A 19,914-nucleotide genomic window follows, 5' to 3' on the forward strand; every position below is an offset into this window, starting at 1 on the left:
CCCCCTCCCCTACTTAATGCCCGAGTGGGCCATTGTCATCAATATCTTACGTTGGAAAAACAGGAATACAACGAGAGTCGGCAGGAAGATAAGGAGACCTCCCGCAGCTGCAGCGCCTTGGCCAACCACGTTGTTCGAAGCTCCGCTTAACAATGAAGCTATATAATAAGGCAAGGTCTTCATGGATTCGACCTGCGTGAACAGGTTGGAGGATTCTACATTGGTCCACGCCCCCTGAAAGGCCAATATGCCAACAGTAGCCACCGCAGGCATGCATACCGGTATAACGATCCGGAATAATATCGTCCATTCCTTGGCACCGTCAATCTTAGCTGCTTCCATCAACGCGCCGGGGATTTGATCAATAAACTGCTTCATTAGGAATACGGCCATCGGTGCCGCGAAAAAAGGCACAATATGCACGAAATACGTGTTCAACATATTCAAATTAGCCATCACCAAATATCGGGGAATGCCAACGGCCTCAGGCGCAAACATCAACGCGAGGATAATAATTGAAAAGAGAACATTCTTCCCTGGAAAATGATGCTTGGAAAACGCATAGGCAGCCATTGCACTAATCATAATAACTCCTGATACGGTCAGCACTGTGGTGATTAGGCTATTGAATAAATATCTGGAAAAAGGAATCACTTGCGGTCTTAACAAAAGTTCCTTGATATTAAATAAAGTAGGTTTCTTGGCAAAAAAGGTTGGCGGGTATAAAAACAGCTCATTAATCGGCTTGAAAGCATGATTAATAATAAATAGCACAGGAAGAATCATAAACAAAGAGAACACAATGAGTCCAAGTATCGTGATGACCTGAAAGGCATCGATCCGCTTCAGCTTTTTGCGGTATCCTAATCTATGAAGTATTCTCCTAATGGAACTTTGTTGTCTAGTTGTTGTCATTAAATCGGATTGTCCCATTGGTTACTCTCCCTCCTGGCTGCTGAACAGATGAAATGAAAACTTCGTCGCACCATAAACAATCAATAAAAGAATCACGGAAAGCGCTGATGCATATCCCAGCTCATAACGAACGAACGCGAAATCATCGATTTGATTGATGATCAAATGGCCTGAATAACTTGGGGAAACCGTAAGCCCATGCGTCATGGCAAGTACCGCACTAATCTGTCCCGCTTTCAGTGTCCCCACAACTGCCATTACAGCTCCGAATAGCATTTGCGGCTTAATCGCCGGGATTGTAATATAGAAAATCTCTTGCAGCCGATTGGAAATCCCATCAATTTGTCCCGCTTCGTACAGTTCCTGATTAACGGTTTGCAGCCCTGCAAGCATGGCCAGAAAACCGACGCCCATACTCCCCCAAAGTGAAATAGCGATCATAATCTTCATGAAATATTCCGGACTTTGCAGCCATAGCACTGGGGCATCTACCCAGCCCAGATTTAAGAGCAGACTGTTCAAATATCCGATGCGATCCCCGCTGAAAACGACAACCCACACGACCGTCATCGCCACTCCGCCTGCAAGTGAAGGCAGGTATATGGATAGTGTAAAGTAATCACGAATCGATTTGGGCAATTGATGGATCAGCCATGCCAAGTAGAATGACAATATATAACCTAAGGGGCCGACAATAATGGCAAACTTAAATGTATTCGGAATCGCATATTGCAGAAAAATACGATCCTGCGTAAGAATGGCCAGGAAATTATGCCAGCCAATAAAGACTGGCGGAGAAATACCATTGAATTTGTAAAAGGACAGTCCGATCGCAATCAGGATCGGGATCGCGATAAACAACAGAAAGCAAATCATAAAAGGCGCGATAAACAGATAGGACATTCGACTTCCCCAGATGCGCTGCCAGAGTGGCTCCCGCAGAGCTATAGCTTTATGCTTCATGGTTTCCCCCCTTCCCATGGCTGCTGAACAAGTGGCACATCCAACTCATGCTGTACATCGCCCTGATTATCGATGATGCCAAATTCCAGCTGCTTGCGAGCCATTTCGCGGTTTATATCATTAACAGCTGATTCAATTTCTTCACGTGGATTTAATTTTCCACCTGTTACATTTACCCATGCAAAGCTCATCATTCGTGGCGTGAAATATCCACCTGGCACCTGCGGCGCTTCTTTATACCATTTCCATTGCTCCATAATCGTCTTCAAGTCTTCCCGTGGCCATGGCAGCTGTGTAAAAGCATGTAAGTTCGCTGTATTCCAACGGAATTCAGGACCGTTGAGCGCTTCTATATCATTACCGAATTGCGACTGGGTTTCAGCTGAAGTCCACCATTTCAAGAATGTCCAGCTTTCATCCTGCTTGTCTGATTTATTGAATATCACACCAGCCTGCAAGGGACCACCCGACCAACGGACAATCGTCCCATCTTCCTGTTTATTACCCGGTATGGGAACAATTTTCCACCGATCCACAAGCTCTGGTGCCGCAAAAGATATTTGTAAATACGTATTGAAATCAATAATCCCTATTGGAATATCTCCCAGACGAAAGTGGCTGTAAAAGCTTGGCACTTCTTTAGGCAATTGATATAACGAAAACATATCGGTCCACTGCTGGAAGCCTTTATAGGCTGCTTCGCTGTCAAGTCCGGATTTCAAGCCATTGCCAGCATAAAGCTCGCCGCCGTTTTGATAAATAAACGTTTGATAATCGCCAGGCTGAATGAAGAAATTGTACCCATTTTGCTGTAACGAGGGCAATATTTTCACTAAGTCAGCCCAGGTTTCAGGTGGCTCTACCCCCAAGCTGCCTAGAATGTCGCTTCTATACATCATCACGTTAAAGCCTTGCGTTTCTGGCAGCGCATAATCCTTACTGTCATAGTGGAAGGTACGGAGCGCCCCAGGATGAAACTGCCGGGCCACTTCCTTATAATCAGGAAATTGGGATAGATCAACCAAGGCTCCCCTTGTAGCGAAATCGATAGGCATAGCCCCATCTACCCCAAGCGCGACATCTGGCTGCAAGCCTGAGATATTGCCAAGAATGAACATCTGCGCATCCGGGACAATATTGACGTTTACCGGAATACCTGTTTTCGGCGTGAAGGTTTCATCAGCCAATTGCTGAATCAGGTTGGCGTAGTCCCGCCCGCGGTTTACCCAAATATCAATCGCTTCAGGATTCTTCCGACGAAACTCATAATCGATCGTAAATGAATGAGAGAAATCGGTTGTAAATTTGCTGATACTGTCCCAAAGATTCGCCCTTATCTTCGGAGAATCCGCTCCCGGCTCTGCAACCCAGAAATAGTCAAGCATAAGCGGCTGTTCCAGCAGCACATTCGCCCATACGGCCAGGTTATTCTGCATCGCTTCAAACGTATTCAACCTATTCGGAATTTGCTTGATATGCTTTTTAAGATATTCCAAATCTTCTGCTCCTGAACGGAAGGCATTCTCTGTATCGCTTCGTCCGGTTGTAATGCCGGAAAGCTCATCCGCCAATTGATTCATATCATCTATCATCATCTGAAGCCGCTGCCCCAGATCCGGAATATACGTTTCCAGATCCCAATCGCGGTTTAAATCAACATTGCCTCCCGATCCGGATGATTTATCATAATTACCCGTAATACGGCGGATTTCCTGATTCAATTGCGAAATTTGACTTAAATTTCGCAGCAGCCCTTCATATACAGGCTTGATAGGAGCTGAATTAACAGTCATACGAAGATGATGCTTGCCTGCTTTTAATTGAAACAACAGTGGCTGATTAGTCTGGTCTGATAAGGTTAATCCCTGCCATTTCCATGAAGGATCGTAAGGAAAGCGAACCGTTTGCATTTCTTGAAATAAGGGATCCCCATCAATTGTCATCGTCCGAAATGCATAAGAGTTGTTCAAAAATTTCTGCAAAAATTTGAATCCTATTTGATAGCGCCCATCTTTGGGCACCTCAAACTCCCATTCTAACCACTGACCCCCGAATCGAAATCCATCCCCACCTATGGCGTTATAGCGGACTAACCCATCCGTTGAAGGTGAAATCAGTGCGTCATTATTGGATTGCAGCTGTAAGGAGGTATTGGATTTCGTATCGACCTTTTCTGCTTCATAAATTTGAATCCAATCCCCATTAGCATCCGCTTGCGAGTACCCTGCCGAAGCCTCAGCATAGCTGGGCAGCTCGATTGGAGCTTGAACAAAAAGCTCTTTAAGCATGATCGACTCTCGATCCCCTAACAAACGAATCGTGTGCACTCCTTTGGTTAAAAGCCACTTCAGTGGTCTAGCATCTGCTGTAAAATCACTTAGCAGCTCGCTTTTCCAGCCAGGCACTTCGACAGACGCAGGTCTTATATCATTATTAAAATCATCACGCTCAGGTGGAAAATTAGCATGCTTGTATACACGTTTAAGCTGTACATGCCGGGCTTCTTTATAGGGCAGCACTCCATCGATTTGTACGCCGCGCGATATATCCATTCCATTTGAATGAACCGAATCATAGACGAGACCTAAATGATATAAACCGTCTTCTGGCACATCTACCTGATATTCAATCCAGCTTTCTCCATCTTTCCACAGCAAGCCCTCAGTTCCCTTATCCTCAAACCCGGCTGTGTCAGATAAAGCGCTATAGTCTGAAGAAGGGATGACAAGAGGCTTGGAAAGTGCGCTTGCATCAGCCATTTCCGCCCCAATCGTTGCTCTCCACACCGAATAGGTAACTTCACCGTTTACAGGTACAGTTGTTTGTACTGTAGGTGTATTTTCCTTTTCCATATAGAGTCTAGGCAGAGAAGAGAAGGATAAGGTAAACAACATACATAAGATCAGCAGGAGTGCCAGCCTCTTAATCGCTTTCAACATATTAGCTCCTCCGTTGCTTTATCAAAGAAATGAGCCCGATTCATATCCAATCCAACTTGAATCGTTTTCCCTTCCTCAAATCGGGCACGCGGATCCACACGAATAACGAGTCTTTGCTCTTTGTTGTATAGATATAAGTACACGTCGGAACCTAATAACTCTCTCATTTCAATTACTGCTTCAAATTGCGTTGAAATGAAAGCTTCGAGTGACAGTTCTTCCTTTTTGTATATCGCATCCTCGGCACGCACACCCATCACAATCACTTTGCCTTCGTAACCGGCCTTAATCAGCGGCTTTGCTCTTTCTTCCGGTATAAGCAGCGAATATCTTTTCGTTTCAAAAAAACTGGCTCCGTCCATCGATACAAACTTGCCGTGCATAAAATTCATGGGAGGCGATCCGATAAATCCAGCAACGAACATATTCGCTGGTCTTGTATAGATCATTTCAGGTGTAGCCACCTGCTGCACCAAACCTTCTTTCATTACAACGATCCGTGTCCCCATCGTCATGGCTTCGATTTGATCATGTGTAACATAAATCATAGTTGTCTTCAATCGGCGATATAGCTTACCGATCTCTTCACGCATCTGTACGCGCAGCTTGGCATCCAGGTTGGATAGCGGCTCGTCGAACAGGAATACAGCAGGCTCACGCACAATCGCTCGGCCTAGCGCTACCCGCTGGCGTTGACCGCCAGACATTTGCTTCGGCTGCTTCGACAAATGTGATTCAATTTCAAGAATTTTCGCGGCACGTGTCACACGTTCATGTATGTCTGCTTTTGCCATTTTGCGTAAACGCAATCCGAAAGCAATGTTTTCGTACACACTCATATGAGGATAGAGGGCATAATTCTGGAAAACCATCGAGATGTTGCGATCTTTGGATGAGACATAATTAACCAGCTTATCCCCGATGTAAATTTCTCCTTCTGTTATATCCTCTAGCCCCGCCAGCATGCGTAATAATGTAGATTTCCCACAGCCAGAAGGCCCTACAAGCACTAGAAATTCGCCTTCCTCTACCTTCAGACTAAAGTCATTAACCGACTTTCGCTTTTCACCCGCATACCGTTTCGAAACGTGCTGAAATGTTACATTCCCCATTTTCAGTGCCCCTATCCACTAGTAAATGATATTATTTCCCTTGCCATACGAAAAACCAAAGTCCCAGGAACCCCCCAGGAGCCCTGGAACTTCGGATGAACACCATAAAGCTTGATTCGTTATTTATTTACTTGTCTGCAGCTTTGGAAATTTTCTCATCTAGAATTTGCGCTTCTGCAATGCTGGCATTTGCTTGTTGAATAGCAGCCGGGAAGTAATCGAATGCACTTATTTCGTCCTGATAGCCTTTATTTCCAAAGTCTTGCACAGCACGATCAATGAAATTTCCACCGACCATACCGTAAGTTGGATCATAGAGGACATTCTTCTGCGCGTAGTTCATAGCCTCTTTATTTAATTTGGAATAAGCTTCAACATTGTTGAAATAAGCTACCAGCTCTGCATCGTCCGTGTTAGGGAAGGACCCTCCAATATCATACAAAATCTTTTGGCCTTCCTTTGAAGCTGCCCAGAAGCTCATTAATTTCCAAGCTTCTTCTTTATGCTTGCTGGCTTTTCCCATGAACATTCCGCTATTCCAGGCAAAGCTTACTTGCTTGGCAGTACCTTTAGGTGCAGGCGCAACATCCCAATCAAATTTCAAGCTGGCATTGTAGCCTGGAATGACTGGAGTTACAATAGATTGAAATAAAGCTTGCCCTGAAGACCATAAATCACCTGAAAGTCCAGCATCCTTAAGGCCTTTGTCATTTAACAACGAACCGTCTTTTGTCATCAGGTCTTGATACCACTGGAAATCATTCAGCAGATCCGGGTTAGTTCCATCCAATGTTGATTTGCTTAAGTCTTCCGTTAATCCGAACAAATTCGGAGCGTGGCCATTGGCAACCGCCATAGTCATCGGAACGAAGCTGAACCACCAGCTAAAGTTTGAAAAACCATAATGCCTGTCAGCTACACTAGTCGCCTTTTTAGCCATAGCTTTCATATCCTCATAAGTCCAATCATTCTTCGGAGCTTCCATACCGTATTGCTTCAATAAATCTTTATTATAAAAGATCATATGCAGGTCATTCCCTCGTGATAAACCATATTGTTTGCCATGGCTTTGGAACGTTTCAAGAATGCCTGGTTTGAATGGATACGCTTTGAAATCAGCATCCTTTTCTATAAATGGAGTCAAGTCTTCCACATAGTTCTGCGATAAAACCTCCCACATTGTAGGGTTCCAGAATATATCAATGGGCTCACCAGCGGCAATATATTCTTGGAGCGTTTTTGGTCCTTGTCCATAAATAGTCTCAACAGTGATCCAAGGATATTTCGCAGTGAAAGCATTCAATATTTTGGTGAAATTCTCGTTATCTGGCGGAATCGCCCACAAGAATCTTAATTTTACCGGCTCATGTTTGCTGTCATCTGGTGCAGGAGTAGTATCATTCTTTACTTCTGCTGCTGGAGTAGACCCACTAGACGCTGATGGGCTTGGACTTGCCGTATCTCCCCCACAAGCTGCCGTCACTAATGCCATTATTAACAATGTACTAAGCATAACCATTTTCTTTATCCCCAAAAAATATGTATTCCTCTTCACAAAAATCTCCTCCTTTTAAAATTAGTTACTGCCTAACCCCTTGCTCAAAGCCAAAACCAACTGAACTGCTTGCAACCTGCCATAGCTCCAAATACTTTGTATCACCACCTTTACTATGGAGCAGTACCTTACAATGAAGCAGTACCTTTACACTGAAGCAGTACCTGCATCTTCCTTACTTATCAATACCAAATCTATATGGGCATTCACTTGTAAGCGCGGTCAATTCCAAGAGCAAATACATGACCACACTCATCTCAATTTTTCTCTGTATTGGGTAGGCGTGCAGCCAACAAACAGCTTAAATATTTTTATAAAATACTTGGTATTCTTGTATCCGATGAGCGGAGCAATCTCGTAAACTTTGTATTGTGGTTTTTGAAGAAGTTCCATCGCTTTTTTCATGCGCACTTGTATTAAATAATCAGTGAATGTGCATCCTGTTTGTTTCTTGAAGAGCCGACCGAAATAAACCGGGTTCAAAAAGATATGCTCCGCGACTTGTTCAAGCGAAATATCATCGCTATATTGCTCCAGAATATATTCTTTTGCTTTTTTGATAACGATTGAAGCTGAATTCAGCCTGTAGCTTTCAAAAAAACTCACTAGATCGCTAATTATCGTTTGTCCCCAAGTATGAATTTCCTGTAATGATTTCATATTCAGAATAGTGTCATAAGAAAAATGACCGTTGGTAACCGTATATATACCGGTATCCATTTCTTTTAACAAGTGACTAATGACTGAAAATAAATCGATCGTGATATTATGAACGGATTTCAAGCTCATCCGCGAACGCGCGATCATGTCCATGATTTCCGAGAATAAGCGACTTAAGTATTCGAAGTTTCCGGCGTTTGCATAAACGGCAAAACGGTTTTGCTGTTTAGCTATCAAAGAATGCGCGGACCAGTCCCAGTCTACTAAATCAGCCGAGCTTGCTTTTACGTCATTTTTGTCGTCAACAATCAGAAGCAGTTCTATCATAAATGACCACTCCATCCACGTTTTCTATAATCATACAATGACAGAAATAAACACTAGTCATCGTCATGTACTCCAACGCCGCAACCTGGTGAATCATCACATTTTATCTTCCTCCAGATTGTCAATCGTCGTCATCTCAATTTCATAGCTGTGCAAAATTTTTACTAAGTAACCGATTTCTTTTTTTCTCATGCTTAGCTTTGCCACTGCTGTCCTTCTAGTGATATTTTTATTATGCTGGTTATATCGAAAAGATGGAACTGCAACTTCAGAATCGGAACTGTACATTTATACTGCAACTTTTGCATTTCCCTGTAATAACTGCATTTTAGTTATGAAAGACACCTCGTGGCGTCCTTTGATGTGTGTGTTCATGGCGTTGGTGCATGACGGAGGGAATGGCTGTGGGCTCCAGCCGCTGTTAAAGATTTGTTCCCTTGAATGGTAGAGATGAGGAGGTAGGAACAAATCTTTAAAGGCGGACGCTACCGCTCTTCCGCCCACAGCCTTTCCCTCTCTTTAGCTACAATCGTACGAATCGCACGAACACCAAGCTCAAACGGACAATAGGTTAGAGGGGATTTCCTGGCAGTTGCAGGCTCTAGGGATGAAGAGTGCCCGCCACCCCGCGCCAATGTGAGCAACTGAGCAGAATCTGCTACTTTAACGATGTTTTTCATCGTTAAAACATCAGTTCCCTTCCACATCCTTACTTTAACGATGAAAAACATCGTTAAGTCAAGCACACGCTCCATTCGGGGGAGACGGGCTGCTACATTTGCTACATCTGCTACGGGATTGCTCTTTCAACCTCCCTAAAGCCCGACTCATCTTCCAAATCTGGCCCATCTTGCGTCACACTTTACCGCCCTGTACCGCCCCCCTCCGGTGTCACACCGTGCCCCCATTTCTCCCCGCGTCTGTTACTCCTGTGGACTCCAGCCCTGTTAAAGGATACACTTTTTACAGGTCAAACTCCATCATCTCGAAATTTGTTAGCATATTCCTTAGGTGTTACTCCATAGCGACTTTTAAACATTTTGTAAAAATAGGACTCATTCTCATAGCCCACCCGGAAAATGATATCGTACACATTCATTTTGGAATTTTCGAGTAAAGCTGCCGCTTCCTTCATCCGGACTTCATTGATGTAATCGGCTATAGACATCCCCGTTCCATCCTTAAAGATTTTTGCAAGCCGTCGAGGGTGAAGATTTAATTTAGTGGCGATAAGATCCGCACTAAGCGTGCTTTCCGTATATGTCAATTGAATCATGTTATATGCGATTTCCAACACAATGCTTTGATTGGAAGGTTCATCATTTTTACTGCCATTCTCTATCGGACTTAAAATGGAAATTAGTTTTTCAAAGCACTCTTCCAGCGTTTCATAACTTCCTAACGATCGTAACATTTCTAAGATATCATATCCGACTTCCTGATAGTTCATCTTTCCATTTTGAATCAATGTACTCCTTATGGCGTTTAGAACATGCATGAAAGATAACATCATATTCTCATAGCTTATATCCTTAAGTTCGGCTTGGATCAAGCTTAATGAATGCTGTATGCCAGACATATTGCCTGTATGTATGTGATCAAGCAAAGCAGTTTCAAGCTTTTGAGAGTAAGAAGTCTTTCGGCTTTCTTTGTTTGTTTTCAAAAGTTTGGGTGTAATGAAACTGCCATGCCCGAAGAAAAAGCGATAGGATGCATCGTTAAGCAGCGACTTGTAAGCTCCTGGGATATTCTTGACACCGTGAACAATATCACTAATGGAAACAGTAACGGATAGCTTGTAATATTTCTGCATGAAATACTGTGCCTTGTGTACCTCGTCCTCCAACGTTCCTGGCCCGCCCGTTTCAAGACTGCCATACGGAAGAATCAACACAATGTTGTCATCGTACATATCAGCACCTTCAGCCTGACCTACCTCTGCATATGATTCGGTAAAAACATTTAAGAGAGCATATTTAAATAAATTCCGGTCATTCTGGTTATAGCTCTGCTGGAAGCGATCATATTCGTCAATTTGAACGAGGCAAAGGCAATAGGCTCCATCATAAAGAAAATTCACTGTATATGCTTGGCATGTTTTTTCGAAAAGCTCTCTGGAAGACAACCCTTCCCCTGATAACATGTTTTTAATAAAATACTTTTTCATCACAGAATGATAGTTCTGTTTTTCAGCATCATATTTCTTCAGAGTGTTTATGGATTCATCATAGTTACTGCTGAGAAATAAAATTTCATCGTTGCCCTGACTTTTGTTGGATATGCCCGTTACTTGCCGAACCAATTTCTCGATTGGATTGTAAACAATGCCCGATATCAGGATTGAAAAGAATAACGCCACTAAAGTAAAGATAATAAAAATGATCCATAAGAAGATACCTAAGGTATGAAGAGATTGGTAGACCACAGCGCTAGGGCGTATTTTAAAAATGGTCAGCCCTTGATCCTTCAAATGTAAGTAGGTGATAACATAATCTTGCTTATTCAGCTTTTGCTCAAAGGACCCTAAATCATCCTGATCCTTTTTAGTTTCGCGGCCATAAGCGACGAGCAACGACTTACGCAAACTCTCATCAGACTCACTGCTATCCAGAAAGCCGCTAGTGTCGCTATATATATAAACGCTCTCACCAATTTTATGATTAACCATATTGAGTAAATTGATGTTATCTCTAATCCAATTAGCATTTACGTTAATGGCTACAGCGGAGTCAATCTTCGCAGGATCGCCAGATGCTTGGTAGAGCAAGTAAGTGATGATCGTCTCATTCACCTTTTTATCTCCGAATGTATGATCAATTAAGCGGAAAATCGGTTTCATGCGCGGGATCTTCGGATATTCGGCAATCATTTGCTTGAATCCCGCATCATCGTAATACATTTGTATGCCAGCATAATAATATTGGCTTTGATATTCATTATAAAACCCAATGGAATGGATAAACGAATTCGAAGCAATAACGGAGCTTGTCACCCGATTCAAACGGTTATAACTATCGTCATAGTCCAGATTGCCTGTAGAATTCAGTAATGCGGTAGTGTCAGGGTTAACGAACAAATATTTAGCAACATTCTTCACGGTTGAGTCCATTAATTCAAAATTAAACCGCACTTGATTTAAAACTTGTATATTGCTTTGTGATTCTATTCGAGATATGGTTTTTTTGCCGTATACATATAAAGCGAAGGTTAAAGCGCCTACTAGAAGAACTGTCACCAAACTAATGGAGAGCACGATACGAAGATAATACTTTTTTCGATAAAAGAAAGATTCTTTGAAAAACTTCATAAGCCACCTCGATAAATAAAGAAATATGAGAAATATGGTATCCACTATACTCTGAAAATTGGAAATATGTAAAGGAAACATCCGCTTCGTGCAATCATTACAGGAGGCTGCAAAATGTACAGTATACATTTACAGTCCTACGTCTGAAGTTGCAGTCACACCTATAGACTTGAGGTCGCTGCAAAAGCAAAATGGACAGATACAAACCTGCAAAAGTGCAAGCTTGTATCTGTCCTTGTATGATTACTTTGAATTATTGTATTCTCTATTCTAATAGCTCACATCGTTACTCGGAACCAATCTTCACTTTTTGTCCTGAAGCAATGGATTCATCAATAGCAAAGCTTACTTCCATCGATTTGTAGGCATCGAAAAAGTCACAGCGGGTTGTCGAATTGTTCTGAACCGCCTGCATGAAATCGGCCAGCTCCTGGGCAAAGGGATGATGGGACACATCTCCGCTGTCCGGCAAGATGGTCGGGATCGCCGTGTAATCCGTTTGTCCCGGAAGCTTATGGCTATACACTTTATTGTCCATAATCGCGCCTTTTTCACCAAGCAGGTTCACATTAAATTTATATGGCGTTTTACATTCCACAGAGGATGAAACCTTCCCTAACCCGCCATTTTTCAATTTGAAAATCGCGATTGCATTCGGGTCAAACTCATAATCCGAATCCGCCCAGGTTCTGCAGCTGTACGCCGTTACTTCCGTGATATCGCCGGCAAAGTAGCGCACCGCATCTACCGCATGACAGCCCGCGGAGAGAATGCTGCTGCCGCCGAGTGCCTTCGTTTTACTCCATTTATATTGAACATAATGAGGGCCGATGTGATGCCAGTAATCGACCTGAGCCATGTAAACCCTTCCAAGAGCATCATCATTGATAAGCGCTTTGGTCGTTTCGAACATCGGATTCCAGCGCAGTACGAAGCTGACTACGGTTTTGACCGGATTTTTACTGATCGCGCTTGCCATGATCTCAAGACCTTCCCGATCCATGGCCATCGGTTTTTCGATAATCAGATGCTTGCCATGCTGGGCAGCAATCGCCGCTTGCTGAGGGCGGATATCCGGGGTCGAGCAGAGCACGACGGCATCCACCTGCGGATCTTTAATCATCTCATCAAAGGTTGGATATATGCGTGCTTCGATACCTAAGCCAGCCAGCCTGGGCTGCACACGATTCGCATCTTTGGAGACAATAGCATGGACCTCTGCATCCTCTCGTGCATGAATCGCTTTCAAATACTCTCCCGCTACCCAGCCTGTTCCTACAATCGCAAATTTTACTGTCATTTCTCATCTCTCCTTCTACGGATTTTTTTGAATTCAAGCCTTCTATACCATGAATGGGTTATACAGGAAACCTCACCGCATTCGGACGGGTCCACGCCATATGCTGAATAAATCCTTCGGCATACTTGCATCCGGCTTGAACGCCCCGAAATTTGCTTAACGTTTCCATTAAATCCAGTACATCCACATTATCATGCTCTTTCAGCCACACCAGCTGACTCTCATGCTGCTTCAGCATTTCCGCTTTGGTTGGAAAAGTATCCGTAATATCGACATACATGGTTGGCTGAAAATCGATACCCGAAAGGTTATCCATATAAAATAAAGATGGCACCTTGCTGGCAATAGGATGATGCTTGGAGGCTTCAGGCAGAGTTGCAAGAAACGTGGTGTCAAAAACAAGCCGGTTCACAGCAACATGGTCCGGCATATAATCGTTCGGAGCATGCGTAATCACCATATCCGGCTGCACCAAGCAGATTAAATCGATAAAACGTGTCCGGTTCTCTTCATTGTCAGCGAGAATTTTGCCGTCCCTCATCCCAAGCGAGATGACTTTACAGCCGATTATCGCCCCGGATTGCTGAGCCTCCTGTTTCCGAATGCGGATTAATTCTTCTGCCGGTACCTCATAATGCCCTTTATCTCCGTCACTTACGTGGCAAATGACCACATTATGCCCTGCCTGAACCAGCTTTGCCAGCGTACCGGCGCAGGAAATTTCGATATCATCCGGGTGCGCCCCGATGGCCAATATGTTCATAGTAAACCCCTCCCATTCGAGTTATATCTGTTTTTACATTTGCAAACCCGCACATTTACAAATCATTTACTAATATCAACTACGACAGCTTAATGATTTGCCCGCCATCGACGACCAGACAATGGCCGGTTATGTAACGTGACTGCTCACTTGCCAGGAATACGGCGGCATCGGCTATTTCTTCCGGCTGTCCGACCCTGCCCATAGGAATACTTTTTAAATAATCGTTGATCGCTTGTTTATTATCGATTACTGGCTTGGTCAGCCTCGTCTCGATAAAACCTGGACAGAGGGCATTTACTCGAATGCCAAGCGGGGCCAGCTCAAGCGCCATCGACATCGCCAAGAGATTCATCCCGCCCTTGGACGTGTTATAGTGCGCCAGGTCCGCCTCCGCAGCCAGCCCGTTAACACTTGACATCAGGATGACAGCGCCTTGCTGCTTTCGCTTGACCATCTCCCGGCATACTCGCTGCGAGACAAGGAAAGCTCCCTTCAGGTTGATGTTAATATGGCGGTCCCATTCTGCTTCTGAAATGTCTAGAAACGGAGTTGGATTGTTGATACCAGCATTATGGACAAGTACATCGATGCTTCCCCATTTATGCAACACATCATCAACCATGCGATGTACCTGCACCTGATCCTGCACATCCGACTCCAAGATCAGCACCTCACCGCCCTGCTCCCGGATGAAAGACGCCGCTTCTTCCAAGGCCGCAGATCCGCGTCCGGATATCGCCACCTTGGCGCCTTCCCAGGCAAACCGCTGGGCAATCGCCCGGCCTATGCCAAGCGATCCCCCCGTAATCAAAGCGATTTTCCCTTCCAATGCTGCGCTCCTCATAAATCGTTCCATATCTGCTTCACGTTATCCAGGCTGGCTTTCACCCCGGTGCGGCAGTCCTCAATGCCTTCAAATTCGATGGAGATGTATCCGTCATAGCCTGAGGCTTTGATGATGCCGAGAATTTCCGGTATATCGATGTCCCCTTGACCGACAATCGCTCCGCGCAAATAGTTGCCTCCTGACGTTTGGAAGAAGAAACCCGCTCCCGGATTGCGGTGCCGGGAGCGAATGTAGAAATCCTTCAGATGGATCATAGAGGCGAGCTGAATATTATTGCGGACACCCTTCACCGGACTTTCATCCACACAAATAAAATTCCCGGTATCCATTGTAGTTCTAAAGTTAGAGCGTTCAACGGCGTGAATCAGGCTTTCGATGCGCTCGCTCGCTTGCATGTAATAGCCGTGATTTTCTACGCTCGTTGTAATTCCGAACTGAGCCGCATAATCGGCTATTCGCCGGCACGCCTCCGCCAGCTTTGGCAGATCTTCCTGAAATTGGACAATCGAGCATTCACCAGGTGGTCTCCATGCCACATCATGGCGCATCAGCTTCACACCAAGCTCGGCTGCGACGTCCACCTCACCCTTGACCCGCAGGATCTCCTGTTCCCATGCTGCCTCATCCGGCTGGACGAAGTTGGCGGCTACTGTGTAATTGGATATATCGATGCCAACCTCTTCCGCCTTGCGTCTTAAGGCCTGCACCTGCCCAGGTGTATCGGTCAGCTTATAACCGCTGGGCACGATTTCAATATGCTCGCCTCCTGCCTCCTTGGTCCATTCCACCATATCCAGCAGTGTCATTTGCCCCGCAGCCAGAGCCTGGCCAAGACTGTTCGAGCTTATGCCCCACTTCATTTCCCTGCACCGCCTTTTACAGCTTTGAATTTATTGCGCGCGAAGTCGGGGAAAGAGACCGGCTGGCCATTGGCCGCTGCAGATGCAACCGAGAGAGGGAATACACTGCTGATCGCCACGGAGTCATACACATCCATCTCCGGGGAACGCCCTTCACGGATCGCAGCAGCGAACTCTTCCATAATGAAGTAATCTCCGAAAGCGGCCGCCTGTTCTGCTTGCTGGCGCGAACGCTGCCACCAAGGATGCTCGAATTCATCAACATAGTCCCATGCCGGGGTCCAAGTGACCGTACCATGATAGGATTTTTCGGAAGAACGGCTATTGAACCAGACCAGTGGCTCTTCACCTTCATGTCTTGGTGGAATAAGTGAGCCTTTGGTGCCTTGTAGTGCGTGATGCTTGTAGTTGAAAGGACGCGGAGAGGAGAAGTCGTTACGCATGTAAATAACGGCCCCCTTCTTCGTCCGGATCAAGGCTAAAGCGGAATCGCCCTGTTTCCAGAATTCAGGTTTAGCTCCCGGATGATCCTTGCCGAACAACTCCGCGAAGTAATCACACTGGGAAGCCGGCTTTGATACAACCGTAGTTATATAATCGAATGAGTCTCCTCCTAGCTGATTAATGCCAATCCACTGGGCAATCGGCCCCAACGAATGAGTAGGGTAATTAATGCCGTTGTAATCCCGCAGCATCTCACCACGCCATAGCAAGTTCCCATCGGGCTTATTGGTTGCTGTGCGCACGTCATGAATATAGCCGCATTCTGCATGTGTGATTTCTCCAAACATGCCCTTCTCGGACATATTGCGAATCATCATATTCATCCGGGTATAGCAGAAATTTTCCGCCATCATATAGACGCGTCCAGTTTGCTCGACGGTTTCGACCAGCTCCCAGCAGTCCTCTACCGTATGTGCAGACGATACCTCGCAAAGAACATGCTTGCCTGCTTTCATGGCTTGCACAGATTGCTTGGCGTGAATTAGCATAGGTGTTGCAATGAATACGGCATCAATTGTCGAATCATCAAGTATTTGTTCATAACTGGTGCTAGTACGGATTTCAGGATACCTTTCTTTCCATTTGCCAAAAACGCTTTCATCCAAATCACAAACAGCCACCAATTCAATCTGTTCCTTCAATAAATCCATGGTTCCCGTATAGGCAAACCCACGGTTCCCTCCGATTACCGCTAAACGCAGCGGATTGTAATTAGCCATCTTCATTTCCTCCAATTGGCGGTAACGCCATCCTATTTAAATTATTCATACTAATATCAATAATCATAATGAAAACAGGTAAAAGATGAAATGGAATTTCGTAAGGGAAACCCGGAAATAAATCAGTTCTTTTTACGATAGGCTGTAGGAGATAAGCCGGAATGATGCCTGAAAAACTTGGTGAAATACTCAGGTACAATTCCGATTTTCCCGGCAATCTCATTGCAGCCCAGGGCAGTCGTTGAAAGCAGCAGGCATGCGCTCTCATATCTAAGCTTTGTAATATATTGCATCGGCGGACAGCCGATCATGGACTTGAATACTTGTATGAAATAGTTCGGATGCAGATGGATAAGACCAGCAAGCTTCTCCACAGTCAGCCTTTCGGCAAGATGATGCTCGATATATTGAATGACCGTATGAATCGGTTCAAACTGGTCGGTGTTTTGTAGAAGGCAGATGGGACTCTGATCGATATAGCTGCAAAGAAGCTGGTGCAATATCGCCTTACTGTGCAGCATGGAGGTGACGGTTCTGTTCCGCGAATGATGCATCAGCTGCTCAAATTGCTGATGGGTCGCGGCTTGATCCTCCGCGTGGACCAGGGTAGAGAGCTTGAGCAAATCAAACAGTGGCGTCTCCCCGATCGTAGATGCAAAATGACAGTAGTATTTGGAAAAATGTGGTTTATCCGAACTCGTCGTAATCGTCGTACCGGCAGGCAAAAGCACAAGATCGCCCGCAGAGGGCTGCAAATGCACATCATCTGCCTGGATTTGGCAATCACCGGAGATGATATAGTATAGCAGATTAAACTCGTGTTTCTGATTAAAATGAGCCCAGTTCGTACCAACCTGTTGAAAAGACAAAGTAAATATGGAGGTTTGAATATTAGCCAGATAATCTCCAAAGCTGGCATTAGGCAATAACATGGTTCTCCTCCTCAATGCTTCCTATGACTCCAGGAATTAATGATTCTGCGATCCAACAATTATTTATTTTAATAGTTTATCACAAGATGATTTGGTAATCTAAGAAATAACATCAACAGTCCATTTGCTTATATAAATGTGATCATAATTAAAAAACTTCAACAAGTCCTCACAAAATAACTTTAATTCATCTATTTCTTCTTCTTTCTTTAGGATTTTTAGAATTGCCTCAAAGGAAAACTCACTTAGGTCGTATTTCTCAAGTTTAAAAGGTTTGATGTATTTTCGATTATAGGGAAATGTCCAAAGACGCAGTAGATCTCTCACTATTTCTCCACTAATTTCATCAATGGGTTCACTGCAAACTACTTCTATTCTTATACGACTGCCTTGTTTTATAGGACTATTTGGAGCTTCATAAACATCTTCAATATTATCGTATCGATCTTTCATTGCATTGCCTCCCTCTTGTGAAATAAATTACAAAAAAAGGAAGCGCCACTACTACTAACAGTAATGATGCTCCCTCTAGAAAAACAATATTTTTTCAAAATACTTCCAGCTTATTTAGCTAAATGTTCAGCAAGCAGCTCCGTTATATGCTTCTCCATTGCAACTGCCTGTTCAGGCAACAGAAGTCCAGCTTCCAATTCAAAGCTAACACTTTTCTTGGCTGGAAGAAGCCGGATATTCCCCTTTTTCTTCTCGTTCGTATAGCCGCCTGGTGTTGCCGTGGCCGGTAAAGCCATTCCCAGCGCATCCTCTTCCTCGGTCCTGACGATCCAGCGCACTACTTTATCCAGCTGCTCAGGACGATGCTTGACATAACCAGCATAGCCATCAGGCTGTATGTGGATGCTGTGCGCCCAGCCATCTCGATCACCAATGTATTTGAAAAATAGCAGCAGCTCAGGATCAAGTGTATGTTCAGGGTCAAGGACGTCCATCAATGCCGGGTTCTGTGATATCTTCTCAATAAATGCGGCATACTCAAGCTTCTTGTCATCGGATATCGGCCCGGGGAAAATCTCCACCTGCTCCGAACTGCAAGGTGCACTATACACGAGCCTTCCGTAATCCACAGGTTTGAAATTTACGTGAGCCAAATACATATACTCCATTGGAGTTGATTTGAGATTGGTTATCTGCAAACTAATCTGAACAGTCGTCGCATGCTCGTACAAGCGGACCCATGGCTCTGCTTTATAATCGTAAGTGAAGGCCATAGCATGTCTGTAGCTGCCGCCAACCTCCAGATAAGCGCCCTTCTCATCAGAGCCAGCCCGTATAAATGCCTGCTGATAATGGGCGTTTGGCAATTCCCCATGCAAAGGATGCGTATCCCCAGGTCCAGGATTTCCCATGCCCAGCATGCCACAATGGATTAAAAATGCCCCATATGTGGATAAATAGTCCTGTGTAGGCACAGGCTCCTCAAACATAGATTTCATCGTCAATGATTGACCCGCGAATTCCATGGACCAAATCTGCTGCCCCTGATAGGGCAGAACGACCAATTGCCCCGAAGCATTCTTCAGTCTAACTCCACAAACGCCCGACCGATAGCGAAAAATCGATGCCTGAAGTGATGCATGCTCCACAAATAGGGCTTCATCCCTGCCAAAAGTGGTGGGCTCCAAATGAATAGTTGTATAAATCCCCATTTTGTTCCTCCTGTGCGTAAATGTAAAAGTGTTGAAATGTGATGATTTCAGCATTTATGCCTGACCTCGTCAGACCCAATCTTATATTCGATATAGCATTCATTTGGGTATGCAGGTCGAGCTTAAACTCTATATCCTATAACATTCTCTGATAAAGGCCGATGTCCTTCTTTCGATTTCATTAAATTATCACTACGGGAGCAAGGATGACGGACATACAACCTGATCTGAAGGGGAGGTTTGCTATGAAGGCACAGAAGGCAGGCATTTTCACAGGCGGGGCTTCTGGAATCAGACATGCGATATGTAAATAATTGGCGACGAAGGAAGTATATTAGGTTTGCCGGGTAGTTAGGGAAGCAAAAGTTACTTAGCAGCAGTGTTAAGGAGGTACCCTGTATCGTCAAATATTTTTTCTGATTTATCTACAATATTAGAAAGATAGGTCCCCGCCGGTCCATTAATAGTGTTGCAGGATGATGTCTTTATTTCTTTCATTTGCAGATAGCTCAGAAAATTTCAAAACTCAATGTATCGTCCTATC

Annotated in this window: 16 protein-coding genes; all 16 read right to left on the reverse strand. The window is 44.5% G+C overall.

What is annotated here, in order from left to right; translation table 11 throughout:
* Positions 1-9 precede the first annotated feature (9 nt).
* The gene (locus tag J2Z66_RS00975; RefSeq protein WP_245375184.1) at positions 10-933 is read right to left on the reverse strand and encodes a carbohydrate ABC transporter permease; all 924 of its coding nucleotides are present in this window, start codon (positions 931-933) and stop codon (positions 10-12) included.
* Between the two features lie 3 nt (positions 934-936).
* Complete coding sequence (locus tag J2Z66_RS00980) at positions 937-1,878, reverse strand: carbohydrate ABC transporter permease (RefSeq protein WP_245375185.1); 942 nt, start codon at positions 1,876-1,878, stop codon at positions 937-939.
* Positions 1,875-4,817, reverse strand: a complete 2,943-nt coding sequence (locus J2Z66_RS00985; protein ID WP_209968730.1) for an extracellular solute-binding protein — start codon at positions 4,815-4,817, stop codon at positions 1,875-1,877. Before J2Z66_RS00985 ends, J2Z66_RS00980 begins: the two co-directional genes overlap by 4 nt.
* Positions 4,811-5,929, reverse strand: a complete 1,119-nt coding sequence (locus J2Z66_RS00990; RefSeq protein WP_209968732.1) for an ABC transporter ATP-binding protein — start codon at positions 5,927-5,929, stop codon at positions 4,811-4,813. Before J2Z66_RS00990 ends, J2Z66_RS00985 begins: the two co-directional genes overlap by 7 nt.
* A 127-nt stretch (positions 5,930-6,056) precedes the next feature.
* The gene (locus J2Z66_RS00995) at positions 6,057-7,484 is read right to left on the reverse strand and encodes an ABC transporter substrate-binding protein (RefSeq protein ID WP_209968735.1); all 1,428 of its coding nucleotides are present in this window, start codon (positions 7,482-7,484) and stop codon (positions 6,057-6,059) included.
* A 252-nt stretch (positions 7,485-7,736) separates the two neighbouring features.
* Complete coding sequence (locus tag J2Z66_RS01000; RefSeq protein WP_209968738.1) at positions 7,737-8,471, reverse strand: helix-turn-helix transcriptional regulator; 735 nt, start codon at positions 8,469-8,471, stop codon at positions 7,737-7,739.
* Between the two features lie 485 nt (positions 8,472-8,956).
* Entirely contained in the window at positions 8,957-9,226 is a 270-nt protein-coding gene (locus tag J2Z66_RS01005) for a hypothetical protein (protein WP_209968742.1), read from the reverse strand.
* A gap of 215 nt (positions 9,227-9,441) precedes the next feature.
* Complete coding sequence (locus tag J2Z66_RS01010) at positions 9,442-11,778, reverse strand: helix-turn-helix domain-containing protein (RefSeq protein WP_209968745.1); 2,337 nt, start codon at positions 11,776-11,778, stop codon at positions 9,442-9,444.
* Positions 11,779-12,064: 286 nt separating this feature from the next.
* On the reverse strand, positions 12,065-13,078 hold the full coding sequence (locus J2Z66_RS01015) for a Gfo/Idh/MocA family protein (protein ID WP_209968748.1): 1,014 nt from the start codon (positions 13,076-13,078) through the stop codon (positions 12,065-12,067).
* A 58-nt stretch (positions 13,079-13,136) separates the two neighbouring features.
* Positions 13,137-13,841 carry a PIG-L deacetylase family protein gene (locus J2Z66_RS01020; RefSeq protein ID WP_209968751.1) on the reverse strand — a complete coding sequence of 235 codons (705 nt, stop codon included), beginning with the start codon at positions 13,839-13,841 and terminating at the stop codon, positions 13,137-13,139.
* A gap of 79 nt (positions 13,842-13,920) precedes the next feature.
* Positions 13,921-14,673: an SDR family NAD(P)-dependent oxidoreductase gene (locus J2Z66_RS01025; protein WP_209968753.1), complete on the reverse strand. Its 753-nt coding sequence runs from the start codon at positions 14,671-14,673 to the stop codon at positions 13,921-13,923.
* A gap of 11 nt (positions 14,674-14,684) precedes the next feature.
* Positions 14,685-15,551 (reverse strand): sugar phosphate isomerase/epimerase family protein, encoded by an 867-nt coding sequence (locus J2Z66_RS01030; protein WP_209968756.1) that lies wholly within the window; start codon positions 15,549-15,551, stop codon positions 14,685-14,687.
* Complete coding sequence (locus J2Z66_RS01035) at positions 15,548-16,774, reverse strand: Gfo/Idh/MocA family protein (RefSeq protein ID WP_209968759.1); 1,227 nt, start codon at positions 16,772-16,774, stop codon at positions 15,548-15,550. Before J2Z66_RS01035 ends, J2Z66_RS01030 begins: the two co-directional genes overlap by 4 nt.
* A 122-nt stretch (positions 16,775-16,896) precedes the next feature.
* Complete coding sequence (locus J2Z66_RS01040) at positions 16,897-17,706, reverse strand: AraC family transcriptional regulator (RefSeq protein WP_209968764.1); 810 nt, start codon at positions 17,704-17,706, stop codon at positions 16,897-16,899.
* Between the two features lie 99 nt (positions 17,707-17,805).
* Positions 17,806-18,159 (reverse strand): hypothetical protein, encoded by a 354-nt coding sequence (locus J2Z66_RS01045; protein WP_209968767.1) that lies wholly within the window; start codon positions 18,157-18,159, stop codon positions 17,806-17,808.
* 110 nt (positions 18,160-18,269) lie between these two features.
* The gene (locus tag J2Z66_RS01050) at positions 18,270-19,370 is read right to left on the reverse strand and encodes a DUF4432 family protein (RefSeq protein WP_209968770.1); all 1,101 of its coding nucleotides are present in this window, start codon (positions 19,368-19,370) and stop codon (positions 18,270-18,272) included.
* Between the last annotated feature and the right edge of the window lie 544 nt (positions 19,371-19,914).

Origin of the sequence: Paenibacillus eucommiae (assembly GCF_017874215.1) — a bacterium.
Classification (GTDB): domain Bacteria; phylum Bacillota; class Bacilli; order Paenibacillales; family NBRC-103111; genus Paenibacillus_AI; species Paenibacillus_AI eucommiae.